This is a genomic window from Stenotrophomonas sp. FW305-C-20-S1 (genome assembly GCF_058783335.1).
Map to the genome: position 1 here is coordinate 1 of NZ_JBYTEK010000035.1, position 15,857 is coordinate 15,857.

Annotated in this window: 11 protein-coding genes; 3 read left to right on the forward strand and 8 right to left on the reverse strand. The window is 63.7% G+C overall.

Annotated features, from left to right (window positions below; all coding sequences use genetic code 11):
• Positions 1 to 145: 145 nt before the first annotated feature.
• The 8 genes from AC3WTC_RS16365 to AC3WTC_RS16400 form a co-directional block, all read right to left on the reverse strand.
• Entirely contained in the window at positions 146 to 2,566 is a 2,421-nt protein-coding gene (locus AC3WTC_RS16365) for a TonB-dependent receptor domain-containing protein (protein WP_492711957.1), read from the reverse strand.
• Between the two features lie 148 nt (positions 2,567 to 2,714).
• Positions 2,715 to 3,110, reverse strand: coding sequence for a hypothetical protein (locus AC3WTC_RS16370; RefSeq protein ID WP_301864136.1), 396 nt, complete (start codon positions 3,108 to 3,110; stop codon positions 2,715 to 2,717).
• Positions 3,111 to 3,282: 172 nt separating this feature from the next.
• Positions 3,283 to 3,960: a Fe2+-dependent dioxygenase gene (locus AC3WTC_RS16375; RefSeq protein WP_032975840.1), complete on the reverse strand. Its 678-nt coding sequence runs from the start codon at positions 3,958 to 3,960 to the stop codon at positions 3,283 to 3,285.
• A gap of 10 nt (positions 3,961 to 3,970) precedes the next feature.
• On the reverse strand, positions 3,971 to 4,690 hold the full coding sequence (locus tag AC3WTC_RS16380; protein ID WP_099783123.1) for a tetratricopeptide repeat protein: 720 nt from the start codon (positions 4,688 to 4,690) through the stop codon (positions 3,971 to 3,973).
• Between the two features lie 70 nt (positions 4,691 to 4,760).
• Positions 4,761 to 7,043, reverse strand: a complete 2,283-nt coding sequence (locus AC3WTC_RS16385; RefSeq protein ID WP_312964076.1) for a TonB-dependent receptor — start codon at positions 7,041 to 7,043, stop codon at positions 4,761 to 4,763.
• Positions 7,044 to 7,196: 153 nt separating this feature from the next.
• Positions 7,197 to 7,601, reverse strand: coding sequence for a hypothetical protein (locus AC3WTC_RS16390; protein ID WP_032975844.1), 405 nt, complete (start codon positions 7,599 to 7,601; stop codon positions 7,197 to 7,199).
• A gap of 161 nt (positions 7,602 to 7,762) precedes the next feature.
• Positions 7,763 to 8,095, reverse strand: coding sequence for a non-heme iron oxygenase ferredoxin subunit (locus tag AC3WTC_RS16395; RefSeq protein ID WP_032975846.1), 333 nt, complete (start codon positions 8,093 to 8,095; stop codon positions 7,763 to 7,765).
• The gene (locus tag AC3WTC_RS16400; RefSeq protein ID WP_032975848.1) at positions 8,092 to 8,631 is read right to left on the reverse strand and encodes a GNAT family N-acetyltransferase; all 540 of its coding nucleotides are present in this window, start codon (positions 8,629 to 8,631) and stop codon (positions 8,092 to 8,094) included. The genes AC3WTC_RS16395 and AC3WTC_RS16400 overlap by 4 nt, the downstream gene beginning before the upstream one ends.
• Before the next feature lie 241 nt (positions 8,632 to 8,872).
• Between AC3WTC_RS16400 and AC3WTC_RS16405 the strand changes: the two genes are divergently transcribed.
• Genes AC3WTC_RS16405 through AC3WTC_RS16415 form a run of 3 tightly spaced genes read left to right on the forward strand, consistent with a single transcriptional unit; the run spans position 8,873 to position 15,651 of the window.
• A complete protein-coding gene (locus AC3WTC_RS16405) occupies positions 8,873 to 14,191 on the forward strand; it encodes a wall-associated protein (protein ID WP_492711960.1) in 5,319 nt (1,772 codons plus the stop codon).
• A 3-nt stretch (positions 14,192 to 14,194) separates the two neighbouring features.
• A complete protein-coding gene (locus tag AC3WTC_RS16410) occupies positions 14,195 to 15,148 on the forward strand; it encodes an RHS repeat domain-containing protein (protein ID WP_105163584.1) in 954 nt (317 codons plus the stop codon).
• Positions 15,145 to 15,651 (forward strand): hypothetical protein, encoded by a 507-nt coding sequence (locus AC3WTC_RS16415; protein WP_492711962.1) that lies wholly within the window; start codon positions 15,145 to 15,147, stop codon positions 15,649 to 15,651. The genes AC3WTC_RS16410 and AC3WTC_RS16415 overlap by 4 nt, the downstream gene beginning before the upstream one ends.
• The last annotated feature ends 206 nt before the right edge of the window (positions 15,652 to 15,857 follow it).

The following is a 15,857-nucleotide window of genomic DNA, read 5'->3' on the forward strand; positions in this document are numbered from 1 at the left end:
CCCCCCCCCCCCCCCCCCCCCCCCCCCCCCCCCCCCCCCCCCCCCCCCCCCCCCCCCCCCCCCCCCCACTACCACGGGTCGGTAGATCCACGCCATGCGTGGATGGAGAGGTGCCGACCAAGGTCGGCACCCACCAGAGCGACGATCAGAACTTCGCGTTGAGCGAGATCCAGTAGCTGCGGCGCTGGTCCTTGGTGGCGTAGTCGTCCACGCAGTTGTATTCGCTGGGGCTGGTCAGCAGGCACGACTGCGAGACGAAGTTCTTGTCGAACAGGTTGTTGACCCGCGCGTTTACGGTCAGCCACTGCGTGGCCTTCCAGCTGCCACCGAGGTGGAAGAGGGTGTAGTCCTCGTAGTAGCGGGTATGACTGGCACCGGCGGCATCAAGGATCGTGTCGCGGTAGCGGTCGTAGCGGCCTTCGCCGATCAGCGACAGGCTGATGGCATCGTTGAGCTGCCAGTTGAGGCTGGCGTTGGCCATGTGCTTGGCCGGCATGGTGCCGGTGATCGGCAGGCCCTTGCCGGAACCGGCGGTCTGCTCGCTCTTGGTCCAGGTGTAGTTGCCGCGCAGCTGCAGGTTGTCCAGCAGGTCGACGTGGCCGGCCAGTTCTGCGCCACGTGTCTCGGCCTTGTCGATGTTCACGCTCTGGGTGAAGGTGCTGTAGCCCAGCGACGCCCAGCCCGGGCCGATGTCCACGCAGTAGCCACTGCCGGCCGGCGCGACTTCACAGTTGGGGAACGTGCCGCCGCTGGCGATCTTGTCTTCGAACTTGTTGATGAAACCGGTGACGTTGAAGCCCCAGCGCTGGCCCTCGTAATAGGCGGCCAGCTCGTAGTTGGTGCTGGTTTCCGGCTTCAGGTTCGGCGAGCCCACCAGCGGCAGCACGCCCTGGCCACCAAAGCCGGTGATGCCGGGGAACAGCTGGTCCGGACGCGGGGTCTTGTAGCCGGTGCTGACGCCACCCTTGAAGGTCCAGGCATCGGTGGCATTCCAGACCAGGTAGCCGCGCGGGCTGAGGTGGCTGCCGAAGATGTTGTGGTCGTCGTAGCGCAGGCCGAAGGTGGCGGTCAGGGTGTCGGTCAGCGACCAGTTGTCCTCGGCGAACAGTGCCCACATGCGGTGCTTCTGTTTGGTGTTGCTGCGGTAGCCGGCACCGTCCATGCCGAACACGCCGTCCACCATGTCGGTGTCGTTGTACTGGCCGCCCACGGTCAGCTTGTGCGCACCGAAGTCGAGGTCGAGCACCGTGTCCAGCACGTAGCCTTCCAGTTCCATGGTGCGCAGCGGCCGCGGCAGGAACGCCTGCAGGCGTGCCTGTTCGCTGGCGTTTAGTGCGGCCAGTCCGTTGTTGCGGCCGGCGGCACAGTTGTTGGCGGCACCGGTGCGGCGGCAGATGTCGTTCCACAGGGTCTGCAGGCTGGCGCGCTCGTCCAGCGTCAGCGGCAGCGAGCGGCCGAAGTTGTTGCTCTTGCTGTGGGTCAGCGAGGTCTGCCAGGTGCCGAAGCTGTAGCGGCCTTGATGGGTCAGCGAGAGCTGGTCGCGCTCATAGCGCTGGTAGGCGGTGTAGCCCACGCGCGGCTGCACCACGCGGCGGGTGACGGTGCCGCTGCCATTCGGGTTCGGTACCACCGCGTTGCCCACGCGCCACAGGCTGGCCAGGCTGTCGAGGGTGCCGGTCTGGCCTTCGCTGTTGTCGTACTTCTGGCGTGAGACGTCGTAGTCCAGCCACAGTTCGTGGTCGTCGTTGACATGGAAGTTCAGGCGCACGCCGGTGTTCCAGTTGGTGTTGGCCACCGACTTGCCGCCGCCACCGAAACCGATGCTGCGTTCCCACAGCGTGCCGTCGGGCAGGGTCAGTGCATCCCATTCGGGATTGGATGCCTTGGCGTCGTAGTAACTGCCGCGCACGGCCAGGCCCAGGCGATCCTTGACCAGCGGGCCGCTCAGATACAGATCGGTGCTGCGCGCGTCGCCGAACTGGTCGTCCTGCTGCACGGTGAAGCCTTGGGTGACCGCACCGTGCCAGCTGTCCTGGTTGCGGCGGGTGATGATGTTGATGACGCCGCCCATTGCATCCGAGCCGTACAGCGTGGACATCGGGCCACGCACCACTTCGATGCGCTCGATCGCATCCAGCGGCGGCAGGTAGGCGAACTGGCCACCACCGAAGTTGTTCGGATACAGCTGGCCGGCGTTGCTCTGGCGGCGACCGTCGATCAGCACCAGGGTGTACTCCGACGGCAGGCCGCGCATGGAGATGGTGGCGCGGCCGTTCTTGTCGGTGGCTTCCAGGCCGACGTCGATGCCTTCGACGTCGCGCAGGGCGTCGACCAGGCTGGTGTAAGGGCGCTTGCTCAGCTCTTCGCGGCTGACCACGCTGATGCTGGCCGGTGCATCGACTACCTTCTGCTCGAAACCGGAGGCGGTCACCACCACCTTGTCCAGCGTCTGCGGCGCGCCGCCGGCGGCACCATTGGCGTAGGCGGGCGCCGCGACCGCAGCCAGCACAGCGCTGGTCAACAGGTGGCGGGACAGGGACGAACGGACACGATGGCGCTGGGCCATGGCAGATACCTCGAAGGATGTAAGGCAGCGCGATGCAGGGCGCGGAACGCGCACGGCAGGGCAGGGATGGCCCGGTCAGGGGCGGCAGGGGCGAAACAGGCAGCGGCGAGCCGTCGCAACCGCGCAGGCGGTCACGGCGTGCCGTGGATCAGGCGAGCGGCGGCGCCTGGCCGCGTTGCTGGCGGCGCCCGGGCGCATCGGCCCAGGGCATGTCCGGTACGGCCAGCGGCCAGTGCGGACGCGCGCCGGAGGGAACCGACGCAGAGGGAACCAGATCAAGTTCGGTGCGCAGCCAGTGGCTGGCCAGCAACAGCGGCGGGATCGGCTTGTCCGTGGACTTGGCCGGTGCCGAGGCGCAGCGCCGCAGTTTGGCCGGCGCTTCTTCCTGCAAATGGCCTTCGCCGCCGCGCTCTTCCAGCGGCTGCTGCAGCGCCTGCGGCGCGGCGGCATGGGCGACCGGCAGCAGCGGCAGGGTGCCCAGCAACAGCGTCAACATCGCCACCCACGCCAGCAGGCTGGCCAGCGCAGGTCGACGGCCGCGCATGGCGGTGCCGAGCTGTACAAGCCGAAGCGGGCGAGGGCGGAACGGGCGACGCAAGCGGAGATCCCTGGCTGGCCGGAACATCCGGCGTCAACGGGGCGTGATTGTAATGAGACCTGTTAGCCGTTGCAAATGAGAATGATTGCCAAATTGCGACAGGGGTGGCCTGATCGGTTCAGACCTCGCTCCAGCGTCGCAGCAGGTTGTGGTACACGCCGGTCAGCTGCAGCACCGCATCGGCATCGCCATTGGTCTGCCGCAGGCGCTCGATGGAAGTATCCATCTCCCACAGCAGACGACGCTGCACATCGTCGCGGATCATGCTCTGCACCCAGAAGAACGATGCCACGCGCGCACCGCGGGTGACCGGATTGACCTTGTGCAGGCTGCTGGAGGGATACACGATCAGATCACCGGCCGGCAATTTCACTTCGTGCTCGCCGTAGGTATCACTGATGATCAGCTCGCCGCCGTCGTACTCGTCCGGGTCGGACAGGAACAGCGTGCAGGAGATGTCCGAGCGCAGCTGCTCGCCGTTGGCCAGGTTCATCACCGCGCCATCGACGTGGAAGCCGTAGGTGCCGCCGCCGCTGTAGCGGTTGAAGCGCGGTGGCAGGTACTTCAAGGGCAGCGCGGCGCTGAAGAACAGCGGATGCCGTGCCAGGGCCACCAGAATGGTTTCGCCCAGTTCGCGGCGCAGCGGCGAAGCTTCAGGCAGCTGCTGGTTGTGCTTGGCCTGCGCGCCGAGGTGGCCGACGGTCTCGCGGCCATCGGTCCAGTCGGCTGCGTCGAGCCTGCGGCGGATGTCAGCCACCTGTCCGGCGCTGAGGATGTCGGGGATGTGCAGCAGCATGCGGAAGTCCTCAGCAAGCAGACGGTGCGACCAGCGCGCGCACCTGCGGGTAGGGTGAGGCGGCCAGCTCGGGCACGATATGTGCCATGAACGCGGGACTACCGTGCTGCAGCGCCAACTGCAGCCAGTGCACGGCCTGTTCGATCTCACCGGCCTGCAGAAGGATGGAGGCGTAGTTGGCCTGGCCGCGGAAATCGCCGGCCTCGGCCGCGCGCCGATACCAGCCCAGTGCAGCCTGCGGATCGCGACCGGTGTCCAATCCATCTTCCAGATGCCGGGCCAGCAGGTTCATCGATTTGGCGTGGCCCAGATGGGCCGCGCGGGTGTACAGCGCCAGTGCCTGTGCACGGTCCTGTGGTACGCCGCGGCCGGTGGCCAGCAGGTTGGCCAGGTTGTACAGGCCCCAGTCCAGGCCGGTGTCGGCGGCGCGCCGGTACCAGACCGCTGCGAGCGAAGGATTGGCGGTGGTGCCCTGGCCCAGCTCATGGCAGCGGCCAAGCATGTTCATCGCCATCGGCGCGCCGTTGTTGGCTGCAGTCTCGTACCAGAGCAGGGCCGCAGCAGCGTCCTGGGGCGTGCCTTTGCCTTCCATGTGCATCTGCGCCAGCAGCAGTTGCGCCTCCACCTGCCCGGCCTGTGCTGCATCGCGCACGCGCGCGAAGGCAGCCTGCGGGTCGTGCAGCAGCAGGTCGGTCAGGGCGTCGGAATCAAAGGGGATGTTGGAAGCCATGCGCGGAGTATCGCCGGAAACAAAAACGGCGGCAGGAGATCCTGCCGCCGCGTGGGTGCTGCGGGTTACATCAGAACTTCACGTTCAGTGCCAGGGTGGCCGAACGACCCGGGGCGATGCTCGCGTAGTGCGACGCGTAGGCCTTGGTGAAGTAGGTCTTGTCGGTCAGGTTCTGCACGTTCAACTGCAGGCTGATGTTGTCCTGGATCGCGTAGCTGGCCATCGCATCGAAGCGGGTGTAGCTGGGGATCCACTTGGTGTTGGCCACATCACCGTACTGCTTGTCGGAGTAGTTGGCGCCGGCGCCGACGGTCAGGCCGAACGGGAAGCGGTAGGTGGTCCACAGGGTGGCGCTGTGCTTGGCGGTGTTCGGGAACACGTTGCCGTTGTACGGCGAGGGCACGTAGATGTTGGACGGGCAGGTGCGGCCGGACACGGCGCAGACGAAGCCGTTGTCCTTCAGTTCCGAATCCAGGTAGGTATAGCCGCCGTACAGGCTCCAGGCGTCGGTCAGCTGGCCGGTGAAGCCCAGTTCCACGCCGTTGATTTCCTTCTTGCCGGCGTTCTGGCTGGTGCCGTTGTCGACGGTCACGCGCGCGTTGTCCATCACGGTGTGGAAGATCGCCGCGGTCAGGTTCAGGCGATTGTCGAACAGGTCCCACTTGGTACCCAGTTCGAGGTTCTTGGTGTCCTGCGGCTTGAGGTCGGCTACGGCCGCGCTGAGGCCATCGGAACCATCGCCACCGTCCATGCCCGGCGGGGTGGAGGAGGTGCCGTAGGACAGGTAGATGCTGCCGTTGGCGGTCGGCTTGAAGACAATGCCGGCCTGGTAGTTCAGGAAGTCATTGTCATTGCGCACGCGGGTCGGCGCCTTGCCGGCCACCGGGGTGGTCAGGGTGGTGGAGAAGTCGTCGTAACGCAGGCCGACGTTGATCATCCACTGCGCGTTCAGTTCGATGGTGTCGAACAGGTAAGCGGACTTGGTCTTGGTGCGCTGCTCAACGTCCAGCGCCTTGTCGCTGCGGTACACCGCATGGGTGGCCGCCCACGGATCGTTCGGGTTCGGGTTGTCGAAGCTGGTGCAGTTGTAGCCTGTGGCCGCGCCGGTGGTCGGGCACTTGCTGCTGTTGGTCAGCGGGTTGTTGGTGCCCGGGGTCATCAGGTAGCTGCCACGGGTCATCTTCTCGTCGCTGTATTCCGCGCCGGCGCTGTAGCTGTGCTTCAGTGCACCGGTCTGGAAGCTGCCGGTCAGGCTCAGCTGGTCGGCGAAGCTCTTGACGTCGACGGCGCGGCTGTTGGTACGACGCCACAAGGTGCCGTAGTTGTTCGGGTTGCCCTGGCTGTCGTCCGGCTGGGTCCACAGGTAATCGTTGCTGGTGTTGCCCAGGCGCGCGATGTTGCGCAGCTTGTGGCTGCCGAAGTCGTAGCTGCCGTCCAGCGTGCTGATGTCGGCGCGGGTGCGCTGGAAATCGCGGTCCACCAGGCCGTAGTAGTTGTTGCGGTCGGGCACCATCGGGCGGCCGTCGACCCACTTCGACACCGGCGCGCCGTTCGGGTTGCCATACGGGAAGCCGCCAGCGTCGGGCAGGTCGTCGCTCTGCATGTGGTAGTGGCTGGCGATCAGCTGCGCCGGGCCGTTCAGGCCGAACGCGATCGACGGCGCGATGCCCCAGCGGCTGACGTTGGCCGCGTCACGACCGGCAATGTCCGACTCGTGCTTCATCAGGTTCAGGCGTGCGGCGATGCCATCGCCCAGCACGTAGTTGGCATCCACGGTGCCGCGTGCGTAGCTGTCGGTTCCGATGCCCATGCTGGCAGTGGTCTCGTTCTTCAGCTTCGGGGTCTTGCTGACCAGGTTGAGGCTGCCACCACCAGAGTCACGACCGCCGTAGGCCGAACTCGGGCCCTTGACCACTTCCACCTGCTCCAGGTCGAACACTTCGCGGGTCTGCGAACCGACGTCGCGCAGGCCATCGACAAACATGTTGCTCTGCGAGTCGAAGCCGCGGATGAAGGGGCGGTCACCGGTCGGGTTGCCGCCTTCGCCGGCGCCGAAGGTGATGCCCGGGACCATGCGCAGCGCATCCTGCAGGTTGGTCGCACCGGTTTCGGCGATCAGCTTCTCCGAGACGATCGAGACCGACTTCGGAGTGTCCAGCAGCGCGGCGGTGAACTTCGGCGAGGACGGGTTGAACCAGCTGCCGCGCACCTGGACCTTGTCCAGCTCGGTGGCCTTGCTTGAGCCGGCGTCGTCGGCGGCCTGTGCGGCAAGCGGCGCGAAGCCGGCGGCGAGGGTGGCGGTGGCCAGTACGGAAACGCGAGGTGCGTACTTGCGGGTCTTGATGTGGGTCATGGGTAGGTTGGCGATGGCTTGGATCGGGAATGAGCGAGAGCTGGCCAGCACGACTCAATGGCGCGATGGCGGCGGCGAGGTTCTGGTAGTGCCAGGCCATGCCCGGCGGCAGTTCAGACGAGGCGAGGCGCACGGCAATGGCCGCAGGGCGCCTCAGATGGCGTGCGGTGCCGGAGGTGCGTGGCCGGGATTCAGGCGCAGCGAGGGGTCGTGCAGCTGCCAGCGCAGGGCATCGGAGTGCCACAGCGGGATGTGAGCCACCAGCGCAGCGCGCGGCGGCGCAGCGCCGGCACAGGGCGTGCTGCCCTCACCGTCCAGCGGAGGCTCCGGGGCCGGCGCAGCGTGGTGGGGGCATTCGTCGCTGGAAGGAGCCGGCAGCGGAGCGGCCTGGTCCATATTGTCCAGATGCGCCTGCCAGCCGGCGTGGGTGGCGTGGCCGCCGCGCCCTTCGTGCAACGCCGACCAGCCCAGCAGCAGCGTCAGCAGCGCGGCCACAAGCAGCGGCCACCCCTGACGGGCGAGCTTGCACAGCGTGGCAGTGGGCGCGGACGAAGCCATGGCGCAGGCGGAGGCGTTACGAAGATGTTACGTAGGATAACATCAACGATAATGATTCGCATGTACGGGCGTGGCAGGCCACCCGGAACGGGCCCGAAAGGCCTTGGCGGGGCCCTCAGGCTGTTCCAGTAGATCCACCCCATGGGTGGATGCCTTGAACTTCAATCGCGGTCGTCGCGGGTCCAGATGGCGTCGTGTTCGCGCTTCACCGGAAACTTCGGTACCGCGGTATACGCCGGCGCACACAGGGCGCGGCCATCACGCACGTCGAAGCGCGCGCCATGCAGTACGCATTCAACGCTGCCCTCGGCGGTGTTGAACTCGCCCGAGGACAGCTCGAACTCCTCATGCGTGCACTGGTCTTCCAACGCGTAGAGCTCGCCGTCGAGGTTGAACACCACGATCGGTGTGCCGGTGACTTCGTCGAAGACGCTCTTCAATTCGCCCGGCAGCAGTTCGGCGCCGGCGCAGACAAAGGTCCAGGCCTCGCTCACGCGGTGGCTCCGGCCAGCGGCTTTTCCAGGATCTCGAAGCGCAGGTCGTCGCGCTTGGGGATGCCGAAACGTTCGTCGCCATACGGGAACGGCTTCTTGATGCCGGTGCGCTGGTAACCGCGGCGCTCATAGAAGGCGATCAGTTCGTCGCGGATGTCGATCACGGTCATCTGCATCACCGGCACGTTCCATTCGCGTGCGGCGTGGGCTTCGGCCGCGTCCATCAACTGCTTGCCGACACCGCCGCCCTGCTGGGCCGGGTCGACCGAGAACATGCCGAAGTAGCCCTTGCCGTCGACGTCGGCGACGTGGGCACAGGCCACGAGCTGGCCGTCGCGTTCGGCCAGCAGGATGGTCGAGCGCGGGCGGTCCAGGTCGCCCTGGATGCCTTCGGCATCGACGCGGGCGCCGTCCAGCAGGTCGGCTTCAGTGGTCCAGCCGACGCGGCTGGCGTCGCCGCGGTAGGCCGAGGTGACCAGGGTGATCAGGGCGGGGATGTCGGCCGACGTGGCGGCGCGGAAGGTCAGAGTGCTCATGGGGGCATTCTAGGTGGGGCGGGGGCGGGCGGGGAGAGTGCTGCGTCGGCCGGCTTTGCCGAGTGTGTCGGATACGCCTTGTTGACAAGATCTTCATTTTTCATTCATAAATGAAGCAATACCCGCCCACCGCGTTCAAGCGTGTGGTTGTCTGCCGGAGTGGGTACCGTCCGATCTGATCATCGACAGTGGCGCGATGTGGGCGGGGCTCTCAAGGAAGGTCGATCCAGGGAGGATCTTCATGCAGTCACGGCTCATTGCTCATCCGCGCGCGGTAAACGCCATCAAAGGCCTGCTTCTGACAGCACTGGCCTTCTGCGTACTGGCACCGGTTCCCGCCTCCGCCCAGATCGTGCCTACCTGGCGCCAGGAGTACGACAAGCGCTTGAAGTATGGCGACCTGGTCGAGCCCTTGAAGGGCGAGATCTTTGGCGAGCAGGTCAACCTGTATGACGGTTCGATCAGCTTCAAGGCTACGGATATTTCGATACCGGGCAATGGCAATTTGGCGGTGATGCTTAGCCGTAGCTACGGCGGTGGCGATGGCAGCAGCGAGAGCCCGTTCTCCGATTGGGGGCTGGATATTCCGTCGTTGTCTGGTGTCTACGGCGACCTGCCAGAGACTGCTGCGGTTGGCTACTGGGCGCCGGCAGCGCGCTGTTCGACGGTGGGTGCGCCACCTGCGCTCGAGGTCTGGAATCGCCGTCATACGCAGATCGTCAACTTCAATACGCATACGTTCTGGGACGGCGTGCGCCTTTCCCTGCCGGGGGGCGGCGGAGAGCCGGTGCTCGGGGGCAGCGGTGACCCGCGCCAGCCGCAGCCGCAGTTTGGCGAGCCTGCGCCCTGGAGCACGAAGGGAGGCTGGACGTTCAGTTGTTTGACTGCGTTGAAGAGCGGGCATCCGGGGCAGGGATTTCTTGGCCATGCACCGGATGGCACCAAATACTATTTCGATTGGATGGTCGCCAAGCCCAACACCGCCGCGACATTGCAACCGTACGGGCCGGAAAGCAATGCGCTGCTCAATCGCAAGCGTGTGTTTCTGTACCCATCTCAAATCGTGGATCGATTCGGCAACTGGGTGCGCTATGAGTGGAGCGGCGATCGGTTGCTGCGCATGGTTGCCAACGATGGTCGGGAGATCAGCCTGGCCTATAACGCGAAGGGCTTGATCGCTTCTGCCACGACAGCAGGGCGTACGTGGACCTATGGCTACACCGAGGCAGATATCCTGAGGACGGTGACGCTGCCGGACGGAACCCAGTGGGTCTACAACCTGCCGCCGCTTTCAGTCACACATAAGTATGCCGACTACATCGGGCAGAACATCTGGGAGTACATGGATTATCCGGCAACGTGTTCTCGCATGAACAAGATCGTGCCTAGTGAGATTTCCATGACCGTCCAGCATCCTTCGGGCGCCTTGGGAACCTTCCTGTTCCGGCCGTTCCGCCACGGGCGCAAGAACGTCTCTTTGGATTGCCAGACTTCCGGCGACAATCACTTGTTTGCTGATGGTTGGAACTACACGCCGATCTATCGTGACGCAATGTCCCTGGTGGCCAAGACCATCAGTGGTCCGGGGATGCCAACTGCGCAATGGACCTATCAGTACACCAATCTTGATGGCGCCTACGCGCAGGATCTCGGCGGCCCGGCGATTCCTCCGGGCCAGGCCGAACCGAAGGTCACCACCGAAACGCTGCCCGATGGTGTTGTGCGTGTGTATGAGTTCGGCAAGGAGGTGGCGTACAACGACGGTCTGCTGCTGTCGACCACCACGCGCTCGGGCGGCACCGTCGTGCGCGTCGACCGCAACAACTACTATCCCGACGCCCAGCTTGACTCGGCGCCATTCCCGAAAGAAGCCGGCAAGGACTTCAAGTACGGTGCGAACGACCTCAAGGCGCACTACAACAGGCCCGTGCAGTCCACCGTGGTGGAACAGGATAGCGTGCAGTTCACCCGCACGGTCCAGGCTTTCGATGCCTTTGCACGCGAGGTGAGCGTCGTCGAGGGCAATTCAGCCGGACAGAGCCGCGCCAGCACAACCACCTACTACGACAACCTAGCGCTATGGGTGAATGGCCAGTCAGCGCGCAGCGTAGTCAATGGTGTCGAGCAGTCACGCACCGAGTTCGACACGACCAATGCGTTGCCGCTGCGCGCTTATGCCTTCGGCCGGTTGGCGCAGCAGGTGACCTACGCGGCTGATGGTACGGTGGCATCGGTTGCCGATGCCCGTGGCAACACCAGCCACCTGTCCGCGTGGAAGCGCGGTGTCCCGCAGCAGTTGCGGATGCCGGCCACGGCTGAATCTCCCAATGGGGCGATGCGCACCGTTGTGGTGGACGACAACGGCTGGATCACCTCGTTGACCGATGAAATCGGAGCAACCACCAGCTTCAGCTACGACAGCATGGGGCGCCTGCGCAGCCAGCAGTTCCCCGGTGGCGACACCGTGAGCTGGAATGCGGTCACCATGGACCTGCAGCGGTTGGGCGGGCCGCAGTTCGGCGTGCCGGCCGGCGCCTGGAAACATTCACGAACCCAGGGCGGGCGACGGACCGATACCTATCTGGATGCCATGTTCCGCCCGGTGCTGGTCACTGAAAATGCAGACAACGCTCTCGATAGCGCAGTCGTGACCCGCTACGACACCAGCGGCAAGACGGTGTTCGCGTCCTATCCGGTTCGCCAGCTTTCCGACATCAATGCGGCGTTTGACGGCACCACCACGCAGTACGACGCGCTGGGTCGACCGGTCGTGGTCAGCCAGTCGTCCGAACTGGGTGCCTTGGTGACTCGCACTGAGTTCGTGGGCAACCTGTCGGTGAAGGTAACCAATCCACGCGGACAGTCGACCACAACACGGCACCTGGCCTATGACCAGCCCACCTATGAGATGCCGTTGATACTGCGGCATCCAGAAGGGGTAGTGACCGAGATCCAGCGCGACGCTCTCGGCAAGCCGCTGGCGATTACCCGTCGCAGCGCCGACGGCAGCCAGGCACTGACCCGCCGTTATGTCTATGACGATTACCAGCAACTCTGCAAGACCATCGAGCCGGAAACCGGGGCGACGGTGCAGGACTACGACGCCGCCGGCAATGTTCTGTGGTCGGCTGCCGGCACGGGCCTTGCCAGCAGCGCAGACTGCAACCGCAGCGAAGCACTCGCGACTGGCCGCGCCGTGCAGCGCACCTATGACGCTGCCAATCGACTGCTGGCGTTGACCTTCCCCGATGGCCGCGGCAACCAGACCTGGTCGTATACGCCAGATGGCCTGCCCGCAGAAATCAGTACGCAGAACGATGCCGGCCGTCCGCTGGTCATCAATCGCTACCAGTACAACCATCGTCGTCTGCTCAGCAGCGAGACGCTGCAACATCCAGACTTCGGCAATCTGAGCCTGGCCTATGGCTACGATGGCAACGGCGCGCTTGCCAGCAACACCTACCCGGGCGGGCGCATCGTCAGCTATGCCCCGGACGCCCTCGGCCGCGCCACATCGGTGGGGGGCTATGCGAAGGAGGCCAGCTATTTTGCCAACGGCGCCTTGGCGCGCTTCGTATATGGCAACGGCATTGTCCATACGATGAGCCAGAATGCTCGCGGTCTTCCTGACCGAAGTCGCGATGCCACCGCTGCGGCCGCAGTGCTCGATGACAGCTACGACTACGATGCGGGTGGCAACGTGATGGCCATCTCTGATGGCTTGCCGGGTGCGCCAGGCAATCGTGACATGGCCTATGACGGGCTGGATCGACTGCGCTCGGTTACCGCGCCGGGCTTTGGCAACGCGCTGTATGAGTACGACGCACTGGACAACCTGCGCCGGGCCAAGGTCGGCAGCCGGGATCGCACGCATTATTTCGATCCGACCAATCGTCTGGTCAACGTTGTCGATACTGGCAGCAGCGCGACCGTTGTCGGTCTCGGCTATGACGTGCAGGGCAATCTTTCGATCCGCAATGGCCAGGCGTTTGGTTTCGACTACGGCAACCGCCTGCGTACGGTGGGAACGACGGAAGCCTATATGTACGACGCGCATGGACGCCGGGTGAAAGCATGGAACAGCGAAACGGGCGTGATCTACTCGTTCTATGACAATGGCGGCGTGCTGCGTTTCCAGCGCAATGAGCGCACGGGAAAGCAGACGGACTATCTGTACCTGTCCGGCAGCCTGGTGGCGCAGGTGCACGGGGAGGCTGCACCCAGTGCTCCGGCGCTGAGCGCTCCGGGCTACATCACCCAAGGCAGCGTCAACCTGACGTGGAGTCCGGCCGGCGGCGCCAACCGCTACGAACTGCAGCGCGCCCAAGCGGGCAACTGGAGCACGATTTTCGACGGCGAGGCGCAGGCATTCACCAGTAGCGGTCTGGTCACCGGCACCTATCAGTTCCGAGTGCGCGGATGCCGCGTGGTCTGTGGCGAGTGGAGCAACACCGCCTCGGTCGCCGTCGAGCTGCCGCCGGCTGCAGTGCCTGTGCTGAGCGTACCGACAACTGCATTCAACGGCAGCTACAGCATCAGCTGGTCGGCCTCCGCCGGCGCAGAACGCTTTGAACTGGAGGAGAGTGCCAACGGCGGAGCCTGGACGCAGGTTCACAATACGGCGGGCCAATCCAAGGCATTCAGTGGCAAGCCGGCAGGCAGCTTCAACTATCGTGTCCGTGCATGTAATCCGGTGGGGTGTACCGAATACAGCAATGGCGCCGCGGTGACGGTGGTCTACCCGCCTGTCGGTGCTCCTGGAGTATCAGCGCCGGCTCGATCGGCACCCGGCAGCATTGGCATCGGTTGGAACGGGATTGGTGGTGCCGACCGCTACATGCTGCAGGAAAGCACCAATGGCGGTGGCTGGGTGACGCTGGTGGATGCACACGTGGTGTCCTTTGCAACGCCCGCACGCGGAGTGGGTACTTATGCGTACCGCGTCGCCGCCTGCAACGGCGCGGGATGCGGGCCTTGGTCAGGATCTGCGACGGTTGCAGTGATCGGTGCGCCGACGATCGAGCCGGTGATCAACGCCCCAGGGCTGGTGAATGTGCCGCAGTACAGTCTCAGTTGGTCTGTGCCTGCCAACAGCGAAAGCTTCATCCTGGAGGAGAGCGCCAACGGCGGTGGATGGACCGTGGTGCATAACGGCGGTGCGAACAGCTTCGGCGCGGACCGCGGCAAGGGCAGCTATGCCTATCGCGTGCGTGCCTGCAACTTCGTGGGGTGCAGCCCTTACTCGGGCATCGTGACGGTAACGGTGGCACTTCCTCCAGGGACGCCCCATTTCTATCTGGCCGAATGGCTGACCACGCGCAAGGCGCCCTATCAGGTGCAGTGCTCGGTGGGGTGGAGCCAAATGGCCGACGCCACTGAGTACCAGCTTGAGAGTGGTGGCGGTGGCAAGCGTCTGTATACCGGGCCCAACGCCTATGTGAGTGCAAACGGCAATGCGTATTGTGCCGGCAACTATCGTGTGCGTGCCTGCAATGCAGGCGGTTGCTCGTCGTGGTCAGCCGACCATCCCGTCACCCGCGGTGTACTGAGCTGGGACTGAGCCATGAATGGAATCACTTCTTTACTAATTCGCGCAGCGCTTCTTGTGGTGACGATGCTGGCGTGTATTGCGCCGGCAGCAGCCCAGGAGGTGGTGGAGTATATCCACACTGACGCACTGGGCTCACCGGTGGCGATCACCGATGCCAGTGGAAATGTCATCGAGCGCACGGTATATGAACCGTATGGAGGCGTGGTCAACCGGCCGTGGAAGGATGGACCTGGGTACACCGGGCATGTGGTGGACTCGGGCACAGGTCTGAGCTACATGCAGCAGCGGTACTATGATGTGGAGACTGGGGCATTTCTATCAGTCGATCCAATAGCCTCATCAGTTGCTGCTTTTGGACGCTACGCGTACGCGCTGGGGAACCCGTATCGGTTCCTTGATCCGGATGGAAGGCAGCCCAAGGAAGCTCGGCAGGCTATTACCGGGAGCAAAATAAAAAATAATGGTATCGCCGCTGGAGTAAGGGTGGCGGCAATCGGAGGGGCTCTCCCGTCTGGTTTTACTAAGGAGAATGCGCAGGCTCGGTATGATGCTATGAAGGGTGTTGTCGATGCTACGAAGGGTAAGATGGAGTCAATTGCGAACGCAAATTCAGACGATGCTGCCAAGGTCTTTTCGCAGGTTTATCAGAAATACTCTATTAGATTCGGATGGGAGGTGAGTGCGGAAATCGTGATGAAGAATAGCGGTGCTTTTCATCTTTCCGATATTGGGATTTCCGCTGATGTTCGTCGCGAAGACTGGTTGGGGGGCTCTGCTGGACGACCGTTGCTTGGAGGGATCAACATTCATACGCATCCAGTTCTGGATGGCTTCAAGACGGCGTACTCGCCGTTCTCATATGGTGATATTCAAACTTTCAGAACGTCCAAGTCCACAAATTACGTGTCCGATCCGTCGGGGGTGTATAAGATGAATTCGAGTGGTGAGTCGGAGATGATCAAATGAAGCAGATTGGGGTCGTGGCTTCTGCGGCGTTTCTTGCATTTCAGTTGGCAGCATGTCAAATGCCTGTAGAAGATCATGCGTCGCACAGAGTGAGCTGCGGTGAGACGGCGCAGAATGCGTGCAGGGTGACTTTCAGGGCGCTTGCAAGCGATGCTAGTGGATTCAATGGCCGCATGATTCGGATTGAAGGTTATCTTGCTGTTTCTCGGGATCTATTTGTCCTGAATTCAAGCAAGGAGTTTTATGAGGCAGGAGTGACCGACGAGACTTCTATCAGGATTAGAGGTCCGATGGATGTCCAGGAGCGCATCTTTCAAGAGCATGCTTACTCTTGGGTGTCAGTGATTGGAACCTTCAGGGATAGAGAAAAGACTGGAACAACTGAGGATCTATTGCTCGGGGAAATTTTCGCGCCTCTTGAAGTGCGTCCGTTGGGGTTGCCGGTCGAAGTTAAGCGCCAGACTTTCGGAGACGTGTTGCTTGATCTTGAGGATATCAAGTAACTTTCCACCTTTGCATTGATGATGGCGTGGCTGCCCCTGATGGCAGAACTTAGGGGGGGCTTCTAGGTCGTCGCAGGAGTTGTCAGCAATGCGTCTGAAAGTACTGCTAAGAATAGGCGGGGCAATCTCTCCGGTTTGATTGATGCTTGAGGGCAGTAATGTGGATTCGAGAATGGAGGCGCAGGCTGCGGCATTCCTGGTGAGGT

Bases quoted from the DNA above. Each gene is read 5' to 3' on its own strand.
- AC3WTC_RS16365 (WP_492711957.1), bottom strand. From the start codon at position 2,566: ATGGCCCAGCGCCATCGTGTCCGTTCGTCCCTGTCCCGCCACCTGTTG.
- AC3WTC_RS16370 (WP_301864136.1), bottom strand. From the start codon at position 3,110: ATGCGCGGCCGTCGACCTGCGCTGGCCAGCCTGCTGGCGTGGGTGGCG.
- AC3WTC_RS16375 (WP_032975840.1), bottom strand. From the start codon at position 3,960: ATGCTGCTGCACATCCCCGACATCCTCAGCGCCGGACAGGTGGCTGAC.
- AC3WTC_RS16380 (WP_099783123.1), bottom strand. From the start codon at position 4,690: ATGGCTTCCAACATCCCCTTTGATTCCGACGCCCTGACCGACCTGCTG.
- AC3WTC_RS16385 (WP_312964076.1), bottom strand. From the start codon at position 7,043: ATGACCCACATCAAGACCCGCAAGTACGCACCTCGCGTTTCCGTACTG.
- AC3WTC_RS16390 (WP_032975844.1), bottom strand. From the start codon at position 7,601: ATGGCTTCGTCCGCGCCCACTGCCACGCTGTGCAAGCTCGCCCGTCAG.
- AC3WTC_RS16400 (WP_032975848.1), bottom strand. From the start codon at position 8,631: ATGAGCACTCTGACCTTCCGCGCCGCCACGTCGGCCGACATCCCCGCC.
- AC3WTC_RS16405 (WP_492711960.1), top strand. From the start codon at position 8,873: ATGCAGTCACGGCTCATTGCTCATCCGCGCGCGGTAAACGCCATCAAA.
- AC3WTC_RS16410 (WP_105163584.1), top strand. From the start codon at position 14,195: ATGAATGGAATCACTTCTTTACTAATTCGCGCAGCGCTTCTTGTGGTG.
- AC3WTC_RS16415 (WP_492711962.1), top strand. From the start codon at position 15,145: ATGAAGCAGATTGGGGTCGTGGCTTCTGCGGCGTTTCTTGCATTTCAG.